This is a genomic window from Centipeda sp. (in: firmicutes), assembly GCF_057271695.1.
In genome coordinates, this window is record NZ_DBHIVL010000001.1 from 92275 (window position 1) to 112313 (window position 20039).

Annotated in this window: 19 protein-coding genes; 6 read left to right on the top strand and 13 right to left on the bottom strand. The window is 57.7% G+C overall.

What is annotated here, in order from left to right; all coding sequences use genetic code 11:
* Positions 1-14 precede the first annotated feature (14 nt).
* From ACO6BQ_RS00380 to ACO6BQ_RS00395, 4 genes are all read left to right on the top strand, one after another.
* A complete protein-coding gene (locus tag ACO6BQ_RS00380) occupies positions 15-215 on the top strand; it encodes a cold shock domain-containing protein (protein WP_489118559.1) in 201 nt (66 codons plus the stop codon).
* Positions 216-726: 511 nt separating this feature from the next.
* On the top strand, positions 727-1272 hold the full coding sequence (hpf, locus tag ACO6BQ_RS00385) for a ribosome hibernation-promoting factor, HPF/YfiA family (RefSeq protein WP_489118561.1): 546 nt from the start codon (positions 727-729) through the stop codon (positions 1270-1272).
* A gap of 122 nt (positions 1273-1394) precedes the next feature.
* Positions 1395-2687, top strand: coding sequence for a PepSY-associated TM helix domain-containing protein (locus tag ACO6BQ_RS00390; RefSeq protein WP_489118563.1), 1293 nt, complete (start codon positions 1395-1397; stop codon positions 2685-2687).
* Between the two features lie 18 nt (positions 2688-2705).
* Positions 2706-5372, top strand: coding sequence for a cation-translocating P-type ATPase (locus ACO6BQ_RS00395; protein ID WP_489118565.1), 2667 nt, complete (start codon positions 2706-2708; stop codon positions 5370-5372).
* 252 nt (positions 5373-5624) lie between these two features.
* Here the strand turns inward: ACO6BQ_RS00395 and ACO6BQ_RS00400 are convergent, their stop codons facing one another.
* From ACO6BQ_RS00400 to ACO6BQ_RS00410, 3 genes are all read right to left on the bottom strand, one after another.
* On the bottom strand, positions 5625-6512 hold the full coding sequence (locus ACO6BQ_RS00400) for a radical SAM protein (protein WP_489118567.1): 888 nt from the start codon (positions 6510-6512) through the stop codon (positions 5625-5627).
* Positions 6513-6615: 103 nt separating this feature from the next.
* Entirely contained in the window at positions 6616-7383 is a 768-nt protein-coding gene (locus ACO6BQ_RS00405) for a DeoR/GlpR family DNA-binding transcription regulator (protein WP_489118569.1), read from the bottom strand.
* 447 nt (positions 7384-7830) lie between these two features.
* Positions 7831-8217: a GtrA family protein gene (locus ACO6BQ_RS00410; protein WP_489118571.1), complete on the bottom strand. Its 387-nt coding sequence runs from the start codon at positions 8215-8217 to the stop codon at positions 7831-7833.
* Positions 8218-8250: 33 nt separating this feature from the next.
* On the opposite strand from ACO6BQ_RS00410, the gene ACO6BQ_RS00415 reads away from it, so the two are divergent.
* Positions 8251-9297 carry an FAD:protein FMN transferase gene (locus ACO6BQ_RS00415; RefSeq protein ID WP_489118574.1) on the top strand — a complete coding sequence of 349 codons (1047 nt, stop codon included), beginning with the start codon at positions 8251-8253 and terminating at the stop codon, positions 9295-9297.
* Positions 9298-9365: 68 nt separating this feature from the next.
* Here ACO6BQ_RS00415 and ACO6BQ_RS00420 read toward each other — a convergent pair whose 3' ends face one another.
* From ACO6BQ_RS00420 to ACO6BQ_RS00445, 6 genes are all read right to left on the bottom strand, one after another.
* Entirely contained in the window at positions 9366-10010 is a 645-nt protein-coding gene (locus tag ACO6BQ_RS00420; protein ID WP_489118576.1) for a CBS domain-containing protein, read from the bottom strand.
* 299 nt (positions 10011-10309) lie between these two features.
* Complete coding sequence (locus tag ACO6BQ_RS00425; RefSeq protein WP_489118578.1) at positions 10310-11047, bottom strand: ABC transporter ATP-binding protein; 738 nt, start codon at positions 11045-11047, stop codon at positions 10310-10312.
* 1 nt (position 11048) lies between these two features.
* Complete coding sequence (locus ACO6BQ_RS00430; protein WP_489118580.1) at positions 11049-11819, bottom strand: ABC transporter ATP-binding protein; 771 nt, start codon at positions 11817-11819, stop codon at positions 11049-11051.
* On the bottom strand, positions 11819-12769 hold the full coding sequence (locus ACO6BQ_RS00435) for a branched-chain amino acid ABC transporter permease (RefSeq protein WP_489118582.1): 951 nt from the start codon (positions 12767-12769) through the stop codon (positions 11819-11821). Before ACO6BQ_RS00435 ends, ACO6BQ_RS00430 begins: the two co-directional genes overlap by 1 nt.
* A 12-nt stretch (positions 12770-12781) precedes the next feature.
* A complete protein-coding gene (locus ACO6BQ_RS00440; protein ID WP_185981018.1) occupies positions 12782-13666 on the bottom strand; it encodes a branched-chain amino acid ABC transporter permease in 885 nt (294 codons plus the stop codon).
* A 71-nt stretch (positions 13667-13737) separates the two neighbouring features.
* Positions 13738-14910, bottom strand: a complete 1173-nt coding sequence (locus ACO6BQ_RS00445; RefSeq protein ID WP_489118584.1) for an ABC transporter substrate-binding protein — start codon at positions 14908-14910, stop codon at positions 13738-13740.
* Positions 14911-15064: 154 nt separating this feature from the next.
* On the opposite strand from ACO6BQ_RS00445, the gene ACO6BQ_RS00450 reads away from it, so the two are divergent.
* Positions 15065-16324: a diaminopimelate decarboxylase family protein gene (locus tag ACO6BQ_RS00450; RefSeq protein WP_489118586.1), complete on the top strand. Its 1260-nt coding sequence runs from the start codon at positions 15065-15067 to the stop codon at positions 16322-16324.
* 111 nt (positions 16325-16435) lie between these two features.
* Here ACO6BQ_RS00450 and ACO6BQ_RS00455 read toward each other — a convergent pair whose 3' ends face one another.
* The 4 genes from ACO6BQ_RS00455 to ACO6BQ_RS00470 form a co-directional block, all read right to left on the bottom strand.
* The gene (locus ACO6BQ_RS00455) at positions 16436-17827 is read right to left on the bottom strand and encodes a GntP family permease (RefSeq protein ID WP_489118588.1); all 1392 of its coding nucleotides are present in this window, start codon (positions 17825-17827) and stop codon (positions 16436-16438) included.
* Between the two features lie 151 nt (positions 17828-17978).
* A complete protein-coding gene (locus tag ACO6BQ_RS00460; RefSeq protein ID WP_489118590.1) occupies positions 17979-18215 on the bottom strand; it encodes a glutaredoxin domain-containing protein in 237 nt (78 codons plus the stop codon).
* Positions 18216-18225: 10 nt separating this feature from the next.
* Complete coding sequence (locus ACO6BQ_RS00465) at positions 18226-18456, bottom strand: glutaredoxin family protein (RefSeq protein ID WP_315451576.1); 231 nt, start codon at positions 18454-18456, stop codon at positions 18226-18228.
* A gap of 181 nt (positions 18457-18637) precedes the next feature.
* The gene (locus ACO6BQ_RS00470; RefSeq protein WP_489118593.1) at positions 18638-19570 is read right to left on the bottom strand and encodes an NAD(P)/FAD-dependent oxidoreductase; all 933 of its coding nucleotides are present in this window, start codon (positions 19568-19570) and stop codon (positions 18638-18640) included.
* Positions 19571-20039 lie beyond the last annotated feature (469 nt).

The window sequence follows — 20039 nt, forward strand, 5'->3', positions numbered from 1 at the left end:
AAAGGAGAGCCGACATGACAGGCAAGGTGAAATGGTTCAGCGCGGATAAGGGATATGGATTTATCTCCCGCGAGGACGGCGATGATGTATTCGTCCATTTTTCCTCGATTCAGGGCGAGGGATACAAGACCCTCAACGAAGGTCAGGAAGTCGAATTCGACATCGTCGAAGGCGCGCGTGGTCCCCAGGCGGACAACGTGGTCAAAAAGGAATAAGGACAAAGGTTTGAAAAGCCCGGCTTACACAGCGGGCTTTTTCATTTGAGTGGATATGGGCGTGGCAGTTCTCTCCCCATTATGATATACTGTATCCGTTGCCAACCTCCGAATCTGGCACGGAGAGGAGGGCTGTCGTATGCTGGATTCCTCATTCTTGAGTGCAGTTTTTGCTGGTGTAGTAGCGTGTGCGGTTTGGTACTACATTCAGAAGTGGTTGGAAAGGTAGTTCTTGGCAGCTTCCAGCCCATGAAAAAGCCCCCCGATGTGCGGTCGGGGGGCTTTTGCTGTCCAGTTGGACACCTCATTCCTGTATGCGTGATTATAGCATGAGAAACTTTTTTTTTCAAGCAGGAAACAGCAATCCAAGGTAAAAAATAATAACGATAAAAAATCAGAATTTAGGGAAAGTACAATTCTTTTGCAGGTTTTTTTTCGTTTATGTCGAAATACAAGGGAAAGGGGGGCGGAAGAGAAGATCGCTCCCGTGGATAGAAAGGGGCTGTGTTTCATGGCTGCATTCACGATTCGGGGAAAGAATGTCGAGGTTACACCGGCACTGCGGGATTATGTGGAAAAAAGGGTCGGCAAGATCACGAAGTATTTCGAGAATGTGGGCGAGATCTCCGTACTGCTCTCGGTGGAGGGGAAACACCACAAGGTTGAGGTAACGGCACCGATCGTGCGCGGCGTGCTGCTGCGCGGCGAGGAGCACTCGGAGGATATGTACAGCTCCATCGATCTCGTCATCGAGAAGCTGGAACGCCAGATTCGCAAGCAGAAGACGAAGCTCGAGCGTCGTTTCCGTCACGGCGGGTTCAAGGCGGAGGCAGTCGAGACGTTCGTCCAGCCAGTGCCGGAGGAGGATGATGTCTTCCCCGTCGTCAAGACGAAGCGGTTCAGCCTGCAGCCGATGGATGTGCAGGAAGCGATCATGCAGATGAACCTTCTGAACCACCGCTTCTTCGTGTTCCGCAATGCGGAGACGGAGGAGGTCAACGTGGTTTATGGACGTAACGATGGAAAGTATGCCTTGATCGAGGTCGAAGAGGGCTGATTGAGGAGATTGGGGGACGGTTGCGCATTTACGGTGCGCAGCCGTCCTCTTTTTGGTCGCCGTTTCCGTTCATTTTGTGTTATGATAGGGAACAGTAACATCTATTGGAATCGAGGCAATCAATGCGGAAAATCTATGTTATTCACCAATGGGTGAGTTTGATCTGCGCACTCTTTTTGCTGCTGCTGACGCTGACGGGGCTGCCGCTGCTCTTTCGCGAGGAGATCAACGCGTGGAACACGCTGAATCTGCCGCCGCGCGGGGAGCCTATGCCTCTGCGTGAGATCTGGGCGGGTCTGCCGCAGGGGACAGAAGCCGTGATGCAGGCGTTCCCGACAAAGGAGATTCTGGCGGTCACACCGGATGGAGAGGACGGGACACTCTACTTTCTCGTCAAGGATCGCGGCGGAAAGGCCGGGCGCTCCCATATGCGCATGGGCGGAGAGCAGATCATGTACGAGGTGCGCACGGGTACGGTCTTCAACCGACAGGAGCGTGTCTACCGTTCCGAGGCGGTGCAGGAGTTCATACACACAATGCATATTCTGCACGTCCGGCTGGGGCTGGAGGAGGGCGGCCGCGACTTCCTCGCGGCAATGTGCGTGCTCTCCGTGATCTCCATCGTGAGCGGTGTCTACCTCTATCTGCCGATGATGAAAACGCTTGCCTTTGGCACGCGGCGGAGGCGGAGCAGCCGACTGTTCTGGTCGGACTGGCATAAGCTCACGTCGGTCTTTGCGGGCACATGGGCAGCCCTCATGTGCGTGAGCGGCGTTTTTATCGTCCTTTACTCCGTCGGCATGCGGGACTACCAGCGCACGGCGCAGACGATGGCGGCAGAGCACTTTTCCGCACAGGAACAGAGTGCGTCACTGCTCCTGCCGGAGGAAGCACTGGCGCAGATGCAGGAAGCATTTCCCGCAAAGGAGGTCATTTCGATGCGCCTGCCCACAGCGGACAGTGCGCTCTATGCGTTCCAGATCGCAGAGCCAACGGTACGCGCGACGGATTTTGCACTGGGGACGCAGGTCTATCTCGCATCGGACGGTGGGGAGCCGTTCCTTGTGCCCGTGCCCGCATGGCTGACGATGGCACCGTTCTTTTTGAATCTGCACATCCACAACCATGAGATGACGGCGGAAAAAATCTTCTGGGCACTGCTCATCCTCATGACGGCGGCGATGATTGTCACGGGGATCGTGCTCTGGCTGACGCGCTGGCGTAATCGCATTTCCAAAGCCGTGGAGGCTGCGGTGCAGAGACGGACCAATGCCGCATGGGAGGAGCCCGCACGCATCGCCGTGCTGACCTTGATCGTATTGATTTCACCGATGTACGGCAGTCTCGGGGATGGGATTGCCCTCGCCGTCAGTGCCTATCTCGTCTATTACTTTGTGCGTGCGGTGCGTGGCTGAGGGGAAAGGGGAACATTCTTGAAATTTACGGGACTGACATCGGTTGAGGCGGAGGCGTCGCGTCTGAAATACGGCGCGAACACGATTCCTGAGCCGCAGTGGATGACGTTTGGGGAGGTATTTCTGGCGACGTTCCGCGATCCGATGATCCGTATCCTGCTCGTCATGGTCGCGCTCATGATCGCTATGTACTTTGCAGGGCACGCGGAGATCTATGAGCCGGTGGGGACGATCGTGACCGTCATCATCGTTGCGACGGTGACAGCGCGGACGAATGTCGCGAGCGATACGGAGTACCGCGCCCTGCGTGCGCGTACGGCAAAGGATACGGCGAAGGTTTGCCGTGACGGCGGGTTGGTCGTTCTGCCCGTGGATGAGATCGTGGTCGGTGACCATGTCATTTTGCAGGGCGGCAACAAGATTCCTGCGGACGGCATGCTGGTCGCGGGGGAGCTCCGCGTGAACAATACGGCATTGAACGGGGAGACGGAGGAGTGCCCGAAGATACCCGCAGACAGCCACTATGTATTTCCAGAGGAGATTACGGGCGACACCTTCGTGGACGATGCGACCCTCTTTCGCGGGAGCGTGGTCTTTGACGGCGAGGGTGTGATGGAGGTGCGCCGCGTCGGCGTGCAGACGATGATGGGGCGGATGGCGGCGGAGATGCAGGCGCGTGAGCCGGACTCCCCCCTGCAGGTGAAGCTCGCGAAGCTCGCCGATCAGATCTCGGCGTTCGGCTATCTCTCGGGGCTCGTCATCATCTCGCTCTACATGATGTTCTTTGCCCTGCGTGCGGGCGGGCTGGAGGCGTATGTAGCCCTTGGGTGGAGTCAGATTCTCGTGGATCTGATTCAGGCAGTCTCGCTCGCGATCCTCATCATCGTCTGCGCCGTGCCAGAGGGGCTGCCCCTCATGATCTCGCTCGTGCTGATGCAGAACACGAGCCGAATGCTCGCACGCGGTGTCCTCGTGCGTCGTGCGGTCGGCATTGAGACGGCGGGCTCGCTGAATATCCTCTTCAGCGACAAGACGGGCACGATCACGGGCGGACAGCTCGAGGTGGTGGACTTCTTTACGGCGGATGGTACGGTTCTCGGTGCGCTCACGGAGAATCCTGTGCTCCACGAAAAGCTGAAACTCGCGATCGGCATGAACTCCGCCGCCATGTATGACGAGGCGGGCGCGGTGGTCGGCGGAAATCCGACCGATCAGGCGGTCATGCGCTTCCTCGGTGCAGAGACATACCGCGCGATGCAGAGCAATGAAAACTATCGTGTGGGGCATCGGCAGACATTTAACTCCACCAATAAATTCAGTCAGGCGGAGCTGCCCGTACGCGGCACGGTCGTCTACAAGGGGGCGCCCGAGGCACTGCTGGCACGGGCGAAATACGCGCTCCGTGCGGATGGGGCGATCGTTCCCTTTGATGCAGATGCGCTGAACGAAAAAATAAACGCCTATGCCGTGCGTGCGATGCGCGTCTTGGCGTTCGGGTATTCGGAGCAGCCCTTTCAAAAGAATGAAATCAATACGGATGTCGTCCTCATCGGACTTGCTGCAATCCGCGACGATGTGCGCCCCGAGGCGCGTGCGGCAATCACGGAGGTACAGGCGGCGGGCGTGCAGGTCGTCATGGTGACGGGCGACCGCCGCGAGACCGCCGTTGCAATTGCACGCGACGCGGGGCTGCTGCGTGCGGACGGCGATCTCGTCCTCACGAGCAGCGACCTCGCCCAGATGCGGGATGAGGAGGTACAGCGCGTTCTGCCGCAGCTGCGCGTCATTGCACGTGCACTGCCGACGGACAAGTCGCGCATTGTGCGTCTCTCGCAGAAGATGAACCTCGTGGTCGGCATGACGGGGGACGGCGTGAACGACTCGCCCGCCCTGCGCCGCGCCGATGTCGGCTTTGCGATGGGCAGCGGGACGGAGGCGGCGCGGGATGCAGGGGACATTGTCATCCTCGACGATAACTTCCGCTCGATCAAGGATGCAATCCTCTACGGGCGCACAATCTACAATAACATCTTGAAATTCTGCCGCTTCCAGCTCGTCATCAACATCGCGGCGGTTGTCGTGAGTGCCATTGCACCGTTCTTTGGCATCATCGAGCCGCTGCGCGTGACGCATCTCCTCTTTATCAACCTCGTCATGGACAGCCTCGGTGCGATTATGCTCGGCAACGAGCCGGCGCACGAGAGCTATATGCGCGAGAAGCCGCGCCGCCGCGACGCGAGCATCATCAGCCCCGCGATGAGCGTGCAGATTGTCTGCATGGGGACGTGGCTCGTCCTCCTCAGCTTCTTCTTCTTGACCGATGCACGCATTGCCGCCGTCTTTGACGGGCAGGCGGAGCACTATACGGCGTACTTCCTGCTCTTCGTCCTCGCCTCGCTCATGAACGGCTTCAACGTGCGCTCCACGGGCTTCGGCATCTTCCGTGGGCTTGGCGAGAACATCGGCTTTGTCAAAGTATGGGGGATGATTGTCTTCATCATGGCGGCGATTATCAACGCACCGTACATCCCGCACGATGTCGGCGCATGGATTGGCGGGATGTTCAGCTGCACCCCGATTCACGCAGGCGGTTGGGCACTGGTCTTTCTTCTTGCCGCGACCATGATCCCTGCGGATCTGCTGCGAAAGGCAGTGTGGAAGGGATTTGTGCGGGTGAGAGGGTGAATGACATGCTTGGTGTGGTTGAGGGAACCAATGACGTTATGCCGTGCATATGCGTAGAGCAGTGTGATACCCAAAAGCGAACCCTAGTGGAGCAAGTGAGTAAAGAGCGCGGTACGCCCCGTCGGATTTCTTTCGTTCAAGCGAAGCGCGTTTAAGAAGTCCGACGGTATTTAAGCGTACAAGCGCACGATCACTTGCGTAACTAAGCGTTCGCGTTGGGTTCACACTGCTCCATTATAATATCGAATCCAATCACGCAAAATCCGGCACATACTGCGCCCCCACCGCCTCCGCGCCTTGCACATAGACGCGCTCCATTCCAAGCGCACGCGCCGCCGTGACTACGCTCTCATACTCAAACGTCATGAGCCGCCGATGCAGCGGCGGGAAGTCGGCGGCGCGGTAGAGCGGCGTATACTGCCGCATCAGACTGAGCTGAATCGCATCGCCGAACTCCCCCCACAGCCGTCGTACGAGTGCGATGCTCTCGTGGCGGTGTCCCGGCAGTACGAGATGGCGCACGAGCACACCGCTGAGAAGCCGCCCGTCGGGAGCGAACTGTACTGCGCCAACCTGCGCGACCATTGCCGCAAGAGCATCCCATACCACTGCTGCATAATCGGGCGCACACGAATAGAGCCGCCCGCTCTCCTCTGTCGCATACTTCAGGTCGGGCAGGTAGATGTCCACCGTACCCGCAAGGCGTACAATGTTCTCAGTCGTCTCATAGCCACTCGTGTTCCAGACCACGGGGAGGGTCAGCCCCTGTTCGCGTGCCAGCGTCAGTGCGCGTAGGATCTGCGGCGTATAGTGCGTCGGGGTCACAAGATCGAGCGTCGCCGCGCCCTCCCGCTCAAGGGAAAGGAAACGCGCGGCAAGCGCGTCCTCGTCTATCTCCACACCGTGCCCCTCATGACTGATCGCGTGATTCTGGCAGTAGACGCAGCGCAGCGTGCAGTGGGCGAAGAATACCGCGCCTGCGCCATGTGCACCGATCAGACACGGTTCCTCCCATTCATGCAGCATCGTACGCGCCACGCGCACCGTGCGCCCCGCACCGCAGAATCCGTGTGCGCCCGCATTTCGATTTACCCCGCAGCGACGCGGGCAGAGCGTGCAGGACGCGAGTAAATCGTCCATCAAACTCCTCCTTTCCCCATATTGTCACACAAAAAAACCGAGACGGCAAGCCACCGTCTCGGTTTTTGTTACGATACTACAAATTACGATGCAATTACGATACTTACGGCAGTACGATATCCACACCGAGCTCTGCCGCCGCCGCGCGGATGTCCGAAGGTGGTTCCGTATCCGTCACGAGCCCTGCAAGCGCATTGAGCGGGGTAAAGTCATAGTTGCCGTCCGTCGAGAGCTTGCGTGCCTCCGCGACCACGTAAGCGCGTTTGCTGCGTGCGATGATGCGTGCCTTGTTCAGCCCGTCGTCGATGTCGTAGGTGGACACGCTGTTCCCCTTGACATCCACACCGACCGCGCCAACGAAAGCGATGTCGGGTTTGAGCCTGCCGATGAAGTCCTGCGTCATGCCGCCCCAGAATCCGTCACGTCCGCGATTGATCTGCCCACCCGCAAAGATTAGCTCGATGCGGGGATTGCGTGCGAGCACGCCGAGCACATCGACCATGTTCGTCACGACCGTCAGGTCGCGGTCGCTCTTCATGAGGAGTTCTGCAATCGCAAGGTTGCTCGTCGAGACATCGAGAAAGACCATGTCCTTCTCCTGGATGAGGGAGACCGCAGCCTGCGCAATGCGGTGCTTCGCCTCGACATCCATGTGACGATGACGGCTGACCTCGATCATATGAACGCTCTGCGTCAGTTTCACGGCACCGCCATAGGTGCGTTTCAGCCGCCCCTGCCGCTCGAGTGAACCGAGATCCTTGCGGATACAGTCCTCTGTAACCTTGAATTTAGCACTGAGCTCTTTGACCTTGACCTTACCGTCGCGCTCCACCATGCGGACGATGAGCTCTTGGCGCTCCTCCAGAAACATGATATTCACTCCCTTTACGCAGATGAAATTGACAATGCTCACATATCTGCGGTCAATGAGCCGTCTAGCCTTTTTTTCAGTGTACCTCAAAATAGATAAAATAGCAAGACAATTTTATCTATTGAAGCGAATTTATAAGAGTGAATTCATTAAGTGTATTCTATTATAATAGACAATATCCTCTATTTACTCTTATTAAATTGCAATTATAGATAAATTGGAAGAAAAACTGCCCATAAATCCCTTCTTCGTGCGCCGAATCATATGGTCTTTTCGGCGATATTCGACCTCTTTGACGAGCGAGGGAATCATGGACAGTCGTACATTTTTGCGAACGATTATTGATTGATATTTTTGAATGTGCATGGCAAAGGACAAAAGCCATGTTTGCGCGACGCAATTTCACGTGATAGAATTGGTTGGGTCATCAAATCGGTACACGCCTCGTTATCTGCCGAGTACGGCGCGGCGCTTGAGGATGTAGTTCCACACCATGACGATACCGGCAGCGATGAGCTTGGCAATCATGTAGTAGATGCCTACTAGATCGACGAGTATCCACATGAGCAGCTGGTTGAGTCCGAGCCCCGCGATGCTTGAGCCGAAAAAGAGCATCTTCGCACGGCGGGTTTGTGCATTTGCTCCGCGAAAGACACAGACGAGGCAGAGCCAGTAGTTGACGAAGACGGAGACAGTGAAGGAGATGCCGGCAGACAGCAGGTAGTGCAGTCCGCCGTACTCGGTGAGGACGTAGAGCAGACCGTAGTCAAGAATAAAACACGCGCCGCCGACGAGGACGAAGCTGGCGATTTCGTAGAGTCTGGAACGCGGCATAGAGCACCTCGCATAGTTTGGAAAGGCATGTATATGATATCAAAATTCTTCGCATTATCTAAAATCCCTGCCATTATATTTTTTTGTGCGACATTCCTTTTGGGTGGCTGCGAAAGAAATGAAGCGGTGACGGCAGAGGAGACGAAGCTGGTGATGGGAACGGTGGCGCGGCTCACGGTGCGCGCGGACGAGATCACGTCGCAGGCGGCTCTGCGTGACGGGCTTGCCGTACTCACACAGGTGGAGCGGGATGCGGACGGGGCGGCGATTGCCGACCTTGAGGCTGCGGCGGGGACGGGCGAATGGCGGGAGATATCGCCCGCACTCTATGAGACGCTGACCCTCGCGCAGGAGCTCGCGCACCGCTCGAATGGCGCGTTCGATGTAACAGCGGGTGCGCTGACGGAACTTTGGGAGCGGGCACGTGCGGAGAAACTGCCGCCGTCTCCCGAGGAGATTGCCGAGGCACGTGCGTGTGTCGGGTATGAGTTCCTAGAACTGAATACGGTGGAAGAAAACGGACAAAAAAGATACCAAGCGCGTCTCCTTCGCACAGGGATGAAGATTGACCGTGGCGCACTCATCAAGGGGCTGGCACTCGACGGCATCCGCAGCACATGGCAAAAGGCTGACATCAAAAACGCGCTCGCCGATCTTGGCACGAGTTCGATTCTCGGCATGGGGGTGAATGCGGCGGGCGAGCCGTGGCAGATCGGGATCCGCAATCCGCGCGGCGAGAGAGCGGGGGATGCGCTCGCCGTTCTTCCGCTTTCCAATGAAGTTCTCTCGGCATCGGGGGATGATGAGCGGTTCTTTCTCTATGAGGGGCGGCGGTATCATCATCTGATCGACCCGCGCACAGGCTATCCTGCGGACACAGGGCTTGCTTCGGTGGTGGTGACACTGCCGCTGAGCGCAGAGGATTTGCCCGCATGGCAGGGACATATGGGGCTGCTCTCGGATATGCTGTCGACGGCGGTCTTTGTGCTCGGGCCAGAGGCGGGACGTGCTCTGCTTGCGGACTTTCCGCCCGCACGCGTCATTCTCATCGGGACGGATGGGAGACTCATTGGGGAGTGAAAAAAGCATACAAAAACTCTGCCGCTTTGGCTGCGGCAGAGTTTTTGTATGGATGAAGGAAGGTGTGTTCAGCCAATCTGGATGACGTGGCTGACTTTGAATCCCTTTGCCCAGAGGCGATCCTTGACGGTATCCACGTCGTCGATGTCGGCGCGGATGATGATCTGATAGGTGCCGCTTGGCTGCGGGAGTGTGACCATGCTGTCGATGCTGATGTCGAGATCGGCAAGGACGGTCGAGATGTCGCGCAGAACGCCCTTGCGGTCAGAAACGTCGATCGTGAGTCGCGTCTTGCCGCTGTCCAGTCCCATGACGGCGATAAAGGCGCGAAAGATGTCCGTGGAGGAGATGATGCCGACGAGCTTTTGAGCCGAGGAGAGGACGGGGACGCCGCCGATCTTCTCGCGCTCCATGACGAGCGCGGCCTCCTCAATCGTCATCGTATCGGTGACGGTGATGACGTTCTTCTGCATGACATCGGCGACCTTGATCTTTGAGAGCAGGGTGCGTACTTCGTAGCGATCGAGTGTGGTTGCCGCAGACGGCGAGGCGCGCAGGAGATCGCGGTTCGTGAAAAAGCCGACGAGCTTTCCGTGCTCCACGACGGGGAGACGACGGAAATGCCCTTTGTCCATGAGCTTCGATGCCTCGTCCATACCTGCATCGGGCGCAATCGTAACGGGATTCTTGGTCATACAGTTGGCAATAAACATAAAGGCTTCCTCCTTGCCAATGGATACGTGCGATACGATATATTTTTATATTCGCCTTAATGGATGAAATATCCTTTTCGGAAAATGTAAAATCGTTCGGATCGGGCGGAAAAGATGCCCAACCCGGGCGATTTTAGGAATCGCTGATAAAATGAAGTCCGTCAGATTGGCGTAGATTTTTTCGTCCGATTGAGGCAGCAAACCGGACGCATAGCCAAAGCTATGTGGAGGATTTGCTAACGAAAAGCGGGCAAAAAAGATGCGCTAAGATGGCGTGGCTGAATTTATCAGTGCTTCCTTTACCCGCCCAAATATGCTTTCCGCACATCCTCACTCGCCGCAAGCTCCTTTGCATCGCCCGCGAGGGTGATGCGTCCCGTCTCAAGGACGTAGGCACGGTTGGCGATGGAAAGTGCCATGTTCGCGTTCTGCTCGACGAGGAGGACGGTTGTGCCCGCCTTGTTGATGTCGACGATGATCGAAAAAATTTCCTTGATGAGCAGCGGTGCAAGCCCCATTGACGGCTCGTCGAGGAGCAGGAGACGCGGGCGGCTCATGAGTGCGCGCCCCATTGCAAGCATCTGCTGCTCGCCGCCTGAGAGTGTGCCCGCCTGCTGAGCGATGCGCTCCTTCAGGCGCGGGAAGCGCGTAAAGACCATCTCCATGTCGGCGGCAATGCCGTCCTTGTCACTGCGTGTGAATGCACCGAGCTCAAGGTTCTCGAGCACAGTCATCTCGGCGAAGATGCGCCGTCCCTCGGGCACTTGGGAAATCCCCGCACGAACAATCTCATGTGCGCCCGTTCCTGCGATGTTTTTTCCTTCAAATTCAATGCTTCCGCCGCGTGGGGCGATCAGTCCCGAGATGGTGCGGAGCGTCGTGGACTTGCCCGCGCCGTTCGCCCCGATGAGGGTGACAATCTCGCCCGCATGAACCTCAAGCGACAGCCCCTTGAGCGCGTGAATTGCGCCGTAGTAGACCTCCAGCTCCGAGACGCGGAGCATGGGGGCGCTTTTCATATTCGTTTCGTTTGCCATCTTACTCCTCCGCTCCCAGATATGCACGGATGACCTCGGGGTTCGAACGAATCTCCTCGGGGGTGCCGTTCGCGATAATTGCACCGTACTCGAGGACGTAGATGCGTTCGCAGATGCCCATGACGAGTGCCATGTCGTGCTCGATGAGGAGGATCGTGATGCCGAAGTCCTTCTTGACCCAGCGGATCATGTCCATGAGTTCAAGGGTCTCCTGCGGGTTCATGCCCGCCGCCGGTTCGTCGAGGAGCAAAAGGCTTGGCTGTGCCGCGAGCGCACGCGCAATCTCAAGCCGCCGCTGTGCGCCGTAGGGGAGGTTCTTCGCCTTTTCCCCTGCGACATCCGCGAGGCGGAAGATCTCGAGCAGACGGTATGCCTCCTCCTCCAGCTTCCGCTCCTCTTCCCAGTATCGCCCGAGGCGCAGCACCGATTCGAGAAGGCCGTAGTTCATGTGGCAGTGGTACGCGATCTTGACGTTGTCGAGCACGGAGAGCTCGCCGAAGAGGCGGATGTTCTGGAACGTACGCGCAATACCGCGCTCCGTGATCTGGTTCGGCTTCAGCCCGACGATGCTCTTGTCCTTGAACAGGATTTCGCCCGTGGTCGGCTGATAGACCCCCGTAAAGAGGTTGAACGCCGTCGTTTTGCCCGCGCCGTTCGGCCCGATCAGGCCGAGCAGTTCGCCGCGCTTGATATGGACGTTGAAATCTACAATCGCCTTGAGCCCGCCAAAGACCATCGAGACATCGGTCGCTGTTAAGAGTTCCTTTGCCATTATGCCTCGCCTCCCTTCTTAAAGAAGCGGCGGAGCGGCTGCATTGCCGTGACCTCGACATAGCCGAAGAGCCCCTGCGGGCGGTAGAACATGAGCAGGATGAGCGCGAGCGCGTAGATAATCATGCGCGCGTTCGGGAAGCTCGCGAGTGCCGCCGAGAGGAAGGTGACGACAAGTGCGCCTGCAATCGAGCCGGTCATCGAGCCGAGACCGCCCATGACGACCATGATGAGGATGTTGAACGACTGCATAAACGTGAACGAGGCGGGGCTGAGGATATACATATTATGTCCGAAGAGCACGCCCGCAACACCCGCGAAGAACGCGCCGATGCTAAATGCGAGCACTTTGTAGCGCGTCGTGTTCACGCCCATCGACTCCGCCGCAATCTCGTTCTCACGAATCGCGAGGCACGCGCGGCCGTGGCGCGAGTTTACGAAATTCTTGATGATAAAGAGGGTGACGAGCATCAGGCAGAAGACCCAGGTAAAATCCGTGTGGTGGGGGATGCCCTTGAAGCCCGCCGCGCCGCCGACATAGGGGACGTTGATGATGACGATGCGGACAATCTCACCGAGACCGAGCGTTGCGATGGCGAGGTAGTCGCCGCGCAGGCGCAGCGTCGGCAGACCAATGAGTGCACCGAGGAGTCCTGCCGTGACACCGCCCGCGAGAATGGCGCCGGGGAATGCCATCTGAAAATTCGTCGTGAGCACGACGCCGACGTACGCGCCGACCGCCATAAATCCGGCGTGTCCGAGCGAGAACTGTCCCGTATACCCGTTGATGAGGTTGAGGCTCGCCGCAAGGATGATGTTGATGCCTGCAAAGATGAGGTTCAGCTGCCAGAACGCGCTCAGCATCCCCGCGCTTGTCAGCCCCATGATAATGCCGTAAATGACGAGGGCGAAGACGAGCATTTTGAGATCATTTTTCTGCAATGAATTCATCTGCGCACCTCCTTAGACCTTTTCCTTGACATTTTTTCCGAAAATTCCTGCGGGCTTGAGGAGCAGGACGAGAATCAGGATGGCGAACGCCGCCGCATCGCGGAACATCGAGAAGCCGAACCCTGAGATAAACGCCTCGACGATGCCGAGGACGAGCCCGCCGACCACCGCGCCCGGCAGGATGCCGATGCCGCCGAACACCGCCGCGACGAATGCCTTGATGCCGGGCATGAGACCCATCAGTGGATCGATGGAGTTGTAGTAGATGCCGATGAGCACGCCCGCGACCGCCGCGAGTGCCGAGCCGATGGCGAACGTGACCGAGATGATGCGGTTCGCATTGATGCCCATGAGCTGTGCCGCCTCTGTGTCATACGACGCGGCACGCATTGCCTTGCCGATCTTGGTCGAGCGCACGATGTAGGTGAGGATAAGCATAAGCACAAAGGTCACGCCCATGATGAGGAGCTGCTGCCCGCTGATGATGAGCCCCGCCACGTCAAAGGACACGTCGCTGATCGTTGCGGGGAAGGTGCGCGGCGTGGGGGAGACGACCGCCATCATGACGTATTCGAGCAGGAACGACACGCCGATTGCCGTGATGAGCACGGAGATGCGCGGCGCGTGGCGCAGAGGACGGTAGGCGAACCGCTCGACGAGAACGCCGAGCAGTGACGTGACCGCCATCGCGATGAGGATCGCAGGCACAACGGGGATGCCGAGCGTGATGGCGTAGAAGCCGAGGTATGCGCCGACCATGTAGATGTCGCCGTGTGCAAAGTTGATGAGCTTGATGATGCCGTAGATCATCGTATAGCCGAGCGCGATCAGCGCGTAGATGCTGCCGAGTGAGATGCCGTTGATCAGCTGTTGGAGTATCTGGTGCATAAACTCCATAGAATAACCACCTCCATGTGATAAAAAAGAGCCGCAGTTTGCGGCTCTTTGTGCACTCTTAGCCGAATGGATTACATACTCGGCATAATCTTTGCGACGACAACGCGGTCGCCGTCCTTGTTCTCGAGAATGACCGCCTGCTTGATCGGGTTGTGCTGCGCATCCATCGTGATCGTACCCGTGCCGACGACAAGATTCTTCGTCTCCTCAATTGCCTTGCGGAGTGCCTCGGGATCATCCGAGCCCGCGCGCTTGAGCGCATCCACGAGCAGCTTGCCCGCATCATAGCCGAGTGCGGCGAAGACGTTCGGCGCGTGGTTGTATTCCTTCTGGAATGCCTCGATAAAGGGGCGTACGGACTCATCCTTGTCGGAGTAGTGCGTGCTGAAGTACGTGTTGTTGAGAGCCGCTGCGCCCGCCAGTTCGGCGACCTTCGGATCGTCCCAGCCGTCCGTTCCAATGATGGGGGCTGTGATGCCGATCTCGCGTGCCTGCTTGACGATCTTGCCGACCTCTTCATAGTAGGCGGGAACGAAGATGACATCCGCATTTGCCGCGCGCAGACGCGTGAGCGTCGCCTTGAAGTCCTGATCCTTTGCAAGGAATCCTTCTGTCATAAGTACCTGACCGCCGCCCGCCGTAAAGACCTTCTCGAACACGGCAGCGAGGCTCTTGGAGTAGTCGGTCGAGTTGTCGATGTAGATGACCGCCGTCTTTGCCTTGAGTGTCTCGAGGGCGAACTTCGCCATGACATCGCCCTGCTGCGGGTCGATGAAGCAGCTGCGGAAGATCCACGGCTTTACCTTGCCGTTCTCTACCGTGACATCGACTGCCGTCGCATCCGGGGCGATGACGGGAATCTTATTGTCCGTCGCGACTTGCGACTCTGCAATGACGTTGCCCGTCGTTGCAGGACCCACAATGGCGCGGACGTGATCGTCGGAGATCAGTTTTGTCGCCGCATTGACCGATTCCGCCGCCTCGGACTTGTTGTCCGCCTCGACGAGAACGATCTTCTTGCCATTGATGCCGCCCGCATCGTTCACCTCCTTGATGGCGAGTTTCAGACCCTCGAGCGTCGACATACCGTAGTTCGCCGTGTTGCCCGTCATCTCGAAGTTTGCGCCGATGCGGATCTCATCCGACTTTGCCTCATTGCCGCCGCAGCCTGTGAGCGCGGAGCCGAGGAGTGCCGTGCCGACGAGTGCGGCCGCGAGACGCAGGGTTTTTCCTCCAAATATCATACAATGATACCCCCTTCATCAGTTCTCCATATAGATATGTAAGAAAAAAGATAGCCCCCATTATAGGGGAGAGACAGATTTTCGTCAAGGTATACAATTTGACATATTTATTTCACCGTTGTTATAATGGGGCAGCTTACAGAGGGAGGATACCATGAACGAAAAGCTGTTTCCGCTCACGCAGGAAGAAACGCTGCGCCTGATCGAGCGATATCCGACTCCATTTCACATCTACGACGAGGCGAAGATCCGCGCGAACTTCCGCCGCCTGCGCGATGCCTTCGCATGGGCACCGCACTTCCGCGAGCACTTCGCCGTGAAGGCACTGCCGAACCCGCGCATCGTTCAGCTTCTCCACGAGGAGGGCGCGGGCACGGACTGCAGCAGCATCGCCGAGCTCATGATCTCCGAGGCGGCGGGGGTCACGGGCGAGGAGATTATGCTCACGTCGAATGACACGCCCTACAATGAGTTCCAAAAGGCGATCGAACTCGGTGCTGTGATCAACCTTGACGATATCACGCATCTCGACTACGTGGCAAAGCACGCAGGACTGCCCGAAGTGCTGAGCTTCCGCTACAACCCGGGCGACCTCATTGAGGGCAACGATATCATCGGGAAGCCGATGGAGGCGAAATACGGGCTGACGCGCCCGCAGCTCTTCGAGGCCTACGCGCGTGCGCGTGAAATGGGTGTGAAGCGGTTCGGCCTGCACACGATGGTGATCTCGTCCGAGCTGCGCACCGAGGCGTTCCTCCTCACTGCGCGCATCATGTTCGAGCTCGCAGCCGAGCTCAAGGCACAGCTCAATATCACGCCCGAGTTTATCAACCTCGGCGGCGGCTTCGGTATTCCGTACCGTCCCGAGGAGGAGCCCGTCAACTACGCGGCAATCGGGGCGGGCGTGCAGCGTCTCTACAATCACATCCTTGCACCTGTAGGGCTCGGTGATACTGCCATCCGCACCGAGAGCGGGCGTGCCATGACGGGCAACGCGGGCTGGCTCGTCTCCACCGTCCTCCATCGGAAGGACACCTACAAGCACTACATCGGTCTGGACTCCTGCATGGCGAACCTCATGCGTCCCGCGCTCTACGGCGCATATCACCATATCACCGTGCTCGGCAAGGAGCACGCGCCCGCTGACCACATCTATGACGTCACGGGCTCGCTCTGCGAGAACAACGACAAATTTGCCATTGACCGCACCCTGCCGAAGATCGACATCGGCGACATCGTCATCATCCACGACACGGGCGCACACGGTAGTGCGATGGGGTTCAACTACAACGGCAAACTCCACTGTGCCGAACTCCTGCGCCGCACGGACGGCAGCATCGAGCTGATCCGCCGCGCACAGACGATTGATGATTACTTTGCAACGCTGAAATACGACGGCGGGCTGATGAAATAAAGTCTGTCCTTGGCGCAGATTTTTCTCCGAAGCGCATTGTAAAAAGGCTGCCGCACGAAGGTTTTTCAGACTTCGCGCAGCAGCCTTTTCTATCTGTGCATCCAAACAATATCAGCTCAGCACCATGCTCAGCAGTGCGATCTCCACAATCGCCGCAATGCCGAGCACGAGCGTGCCCATCGTCTGGACGCGGTAGCCCTGATCTGGCGTCAGACCGCTGAACTCCGAGACCACCCAGAAGTACGAGTCGTTCGCGTGCGAGACGGTCATCGCACCCGCGCCGATTGCCATACAGGCGAGCGTTGCCTGGATCGGTGTATGGAAGCCGAGCACCGGGAGCAGGGGAGCGATGATGCCCGCCGTCGTAATCATCGCAACCGTCGAGGAGCCCTGCGCAGTCTTGAGAACGGCAGCCAGCAGGAAGGGGAAGAAGATCCCGAGCCCACCGAATACATCCGCGTGTGCCGAGATGTAGCGCACCATATCCGAGACGGCGATCACCTTGCCGAGCACGCCGCCTGCCGCCGTGATGAAGAGGATCGGACCGACCGTCATGAGGCTCGAATTGCAGATGTCGTAGAACTCATGCGAGCGGTTCACGGAGAAGAGCTGCAGCGTGGCGAGTGCCATACCGACCGCGAGTGCGATGATCGGCGTGCCGAGGAAGCGCAGGAGCTCCGCGACAAAGCCCGTCTGCCCCATCATCACAACCACCGAGGAAATCGCCATCAGCGAGATCGGGACGATGATCGGCGCGAGTGTGCTGAACCCTGAGGGCAGCTTGCCGTAGGAGGCGATGAGATCCTTGTAGACGCGTGCGATCTCATCCGGATCCACCTCGTCCTTTGACCGCACGCGTTTTCCGATCCAGCGTGCGAAGAAATAGCCGGCGATCAGCGGAAAGATCGAGCAGAGCAGCCCCATCCCGATGACCTGCAGGAGGTAGTCGCCGATGCCGAGCGTGCTCGCCGCTGCAATCGGCCCCGGTGTCGGCGGGATAAAGACGTGTGAGATAAAGAGACCGGAGCTCAGGGCAAAGGTCATAGAGACGGCAGAGACAGCAGTGCGGCGTACAAGTGCCTTGCGGATCGGATCGAGGATGACGAAGCCCGAGTCGCAGAACACGGGGATTGAGACCACCCAGCCCATGAGCTGTACGGCGAGGACGGGACTGTCCTTGCCCACGAGGCGGATCATCATGTCCGCGAGCTTGAGCGCGCCGCCCGTCTTTTCGAGCACCGTGCCGATCATTGCGCCGAGGATGATGACGATGCCGATGCTCGTGAACGTCCCTGAGAATCCCTGTCCGATGACGGTGGCAAGCCCGTGCTGCACTGTGCCGTCCGCGAGCCTATGGTCGATGAGCGGAATTCCTGCGACCAGACCCAGACCGAGCGAGACCAACATGATGGAGATGAACGGATGGATGCGCAGCTTTGAAATCATGACGATCATGATGACGATCGCCAGCCAAAACGCGAGGATAAGCGGTAATCCTGTCATGTCAAAACCTCCTTGCATCGGGGCTTGGCAATCCCATGCCGCCCCTCTAAACAAAACGTCCCTGCACTGCTATTTTAATGCCATTCAAAAATTTTCGCAAGCAGGAACATAAAAAAACAGATGCAGTATCCTGCATCCGTTTTGTATCAAATTACTTTGTAATCCCGAGAATCCTGTCCAACTTCTCACGGTCATAGCTGAGTGCGAAATCCTTGCCGTCAGCCGTGGTGACAGGGACGATGGTATCGCCCGAAAGACGGCGGCACTCCTCACGCGCAGCCTCGTCCTGCTCGATGTTGAACTCCTCGTAGGGGATACCGCGATATTTGAGGTATTTCTTGACCTTGACACACCATGGGCAGACCGTGATGGAGTAGACCTTTACCATAGCTGTCTCCTTATGCGCCGATGAGACGGTCAATGGCGGGCTGGTCGAAGCCGCGCACATACTCGCCGCTGTCCGCGAGGATAACGGGGCACGCGCCCTCGCCCGTGAGCTTTACGAGATCATCGTAGGCGGCGGGCTCCTTCTCAATGTCGCGCACCGTGTAGGCGACGCCCTTCTTGTCGAGATACTTCTTTGCCTTCGTACACCACGGGCACGCGTCGAACGAAAAAACCTGAATCATGGGATTTCCTCCTTGTTGTTTGTATCGAATAGTTCGTTACTTCTGAACGCCCCTATCGGCTCACTGCGTTCGCCACTTCCCCCGTAGCGACGGGGGAAGCTAATATGCCGTTTTCGAAAGCCTCCCCTGCCACAGCGGGGGAGGGGGACCGTGCGCAGCATGGTGGAAGGGGCGCCCCTCATTATTTCTTCAAACCTGCAAGATACTTCTCCGCGTGGAGCGCGGCAGTCGTACCGTCGGCGGCGGCGGTCGTCAGCTGGTGGATCTCCTTCACGCGGATATCGCCCGCGACAAAGACCCCCGGGATCTCCGTGCGGCAGTTCTCGTCCGCTGCAATGTAGCCCGTCCCCGTGAGCGCAAGCTGCCCCACAAAGAGGTCGGTATTCGGGAGAACTCCGATGTTGACGAAGATGCTGTCCACGGGCAGCGTCTCCTTTTTGCCTGTGTCCTTGTGCAGGAGGTCAACGGACGTGAGCCGATCCTCACCGTTCAGATGCGTGATTTCCGTCTCAAGCATGACCGTCACCTTCGGATTCGCATAGAGTGCATCCTGCGAGGACTTGTCCGCACGCAGCTGCGAGCGGTGGATGAGGTAGAGATGCGATGCGTACTTCGTGAGGAAGTTCGCCGCATCCACCGCCGCATTGCCGCCGCCCATCACCGAGATCACCTTGTCCTGATACGTGTGCCCGTCGCACAGCTCGCAGTAGTGCACGCCGCGATTGAAGTAGTGCGGCTCCTGCGGCAGCGGCAGCTTGCGGCGGTTCATGCCCGACGCGATGATGATGACGGGCGTTTCGTAGATGTACGTCTCCGTCTCGACAATCTTCGGCGTGCTCCGGAGGTCAACGCGTTCGATGCGGTCAAACTCGTCAATCTCCGCACCGAAATTCGTCGCCTGCTTTTCGAGCGTCCCGATCAGCTCCATCCCACTCACACGCTCGTAGCCCGGGTAGTTCTCAATGTCCGCCGCCGTCGCAATCTGTCCGCCGACGAGCGAGTTCTCAAGGACAAGCGTGCGGAGGTTCATGCGCCCGGCGTAGAGTGCAGCGGTCAGCCCAGCCATGCCCGCACCGATGATGACAACATCCTTTTGAATATGTTCCTTTGCCATAGATTCATCTCCTTTGATTGCCCGCTCATCGGGGAGCGGGGGGAATACATATCTGTCTGAAACCTTTGTAGTCATATTGACCTTTTGATTTATTATAACACAGATGTCAATACTTGGATAGTATCTCGCAAAAAGAAATTATTCTTTGTTATAACAGTACTTCATAATTGACGCGGAGACAAATTCGCGTTATAATATCAACAGAAAAAGCGTTGCCGTGATATACGGTCAGCCCTTTATATTTTGGGAAAAGTAATCCCGCCACAGTTTGGACGCTATGGGCGGGTTACTTTTTTGTCAAAAGTAGCACTAGAACGATGAACAACAAAAGTGTTACATTTGTTTCGTTCATAGACAATCACCTCCCGCTAGGGCTATGATTGACCGCCTACCGCATAGCTTGCTACACACGGCAACGCTATAAGCATTATAGCACGAGTGCTTGGCTTTTGCTATGATGCGTTGTATC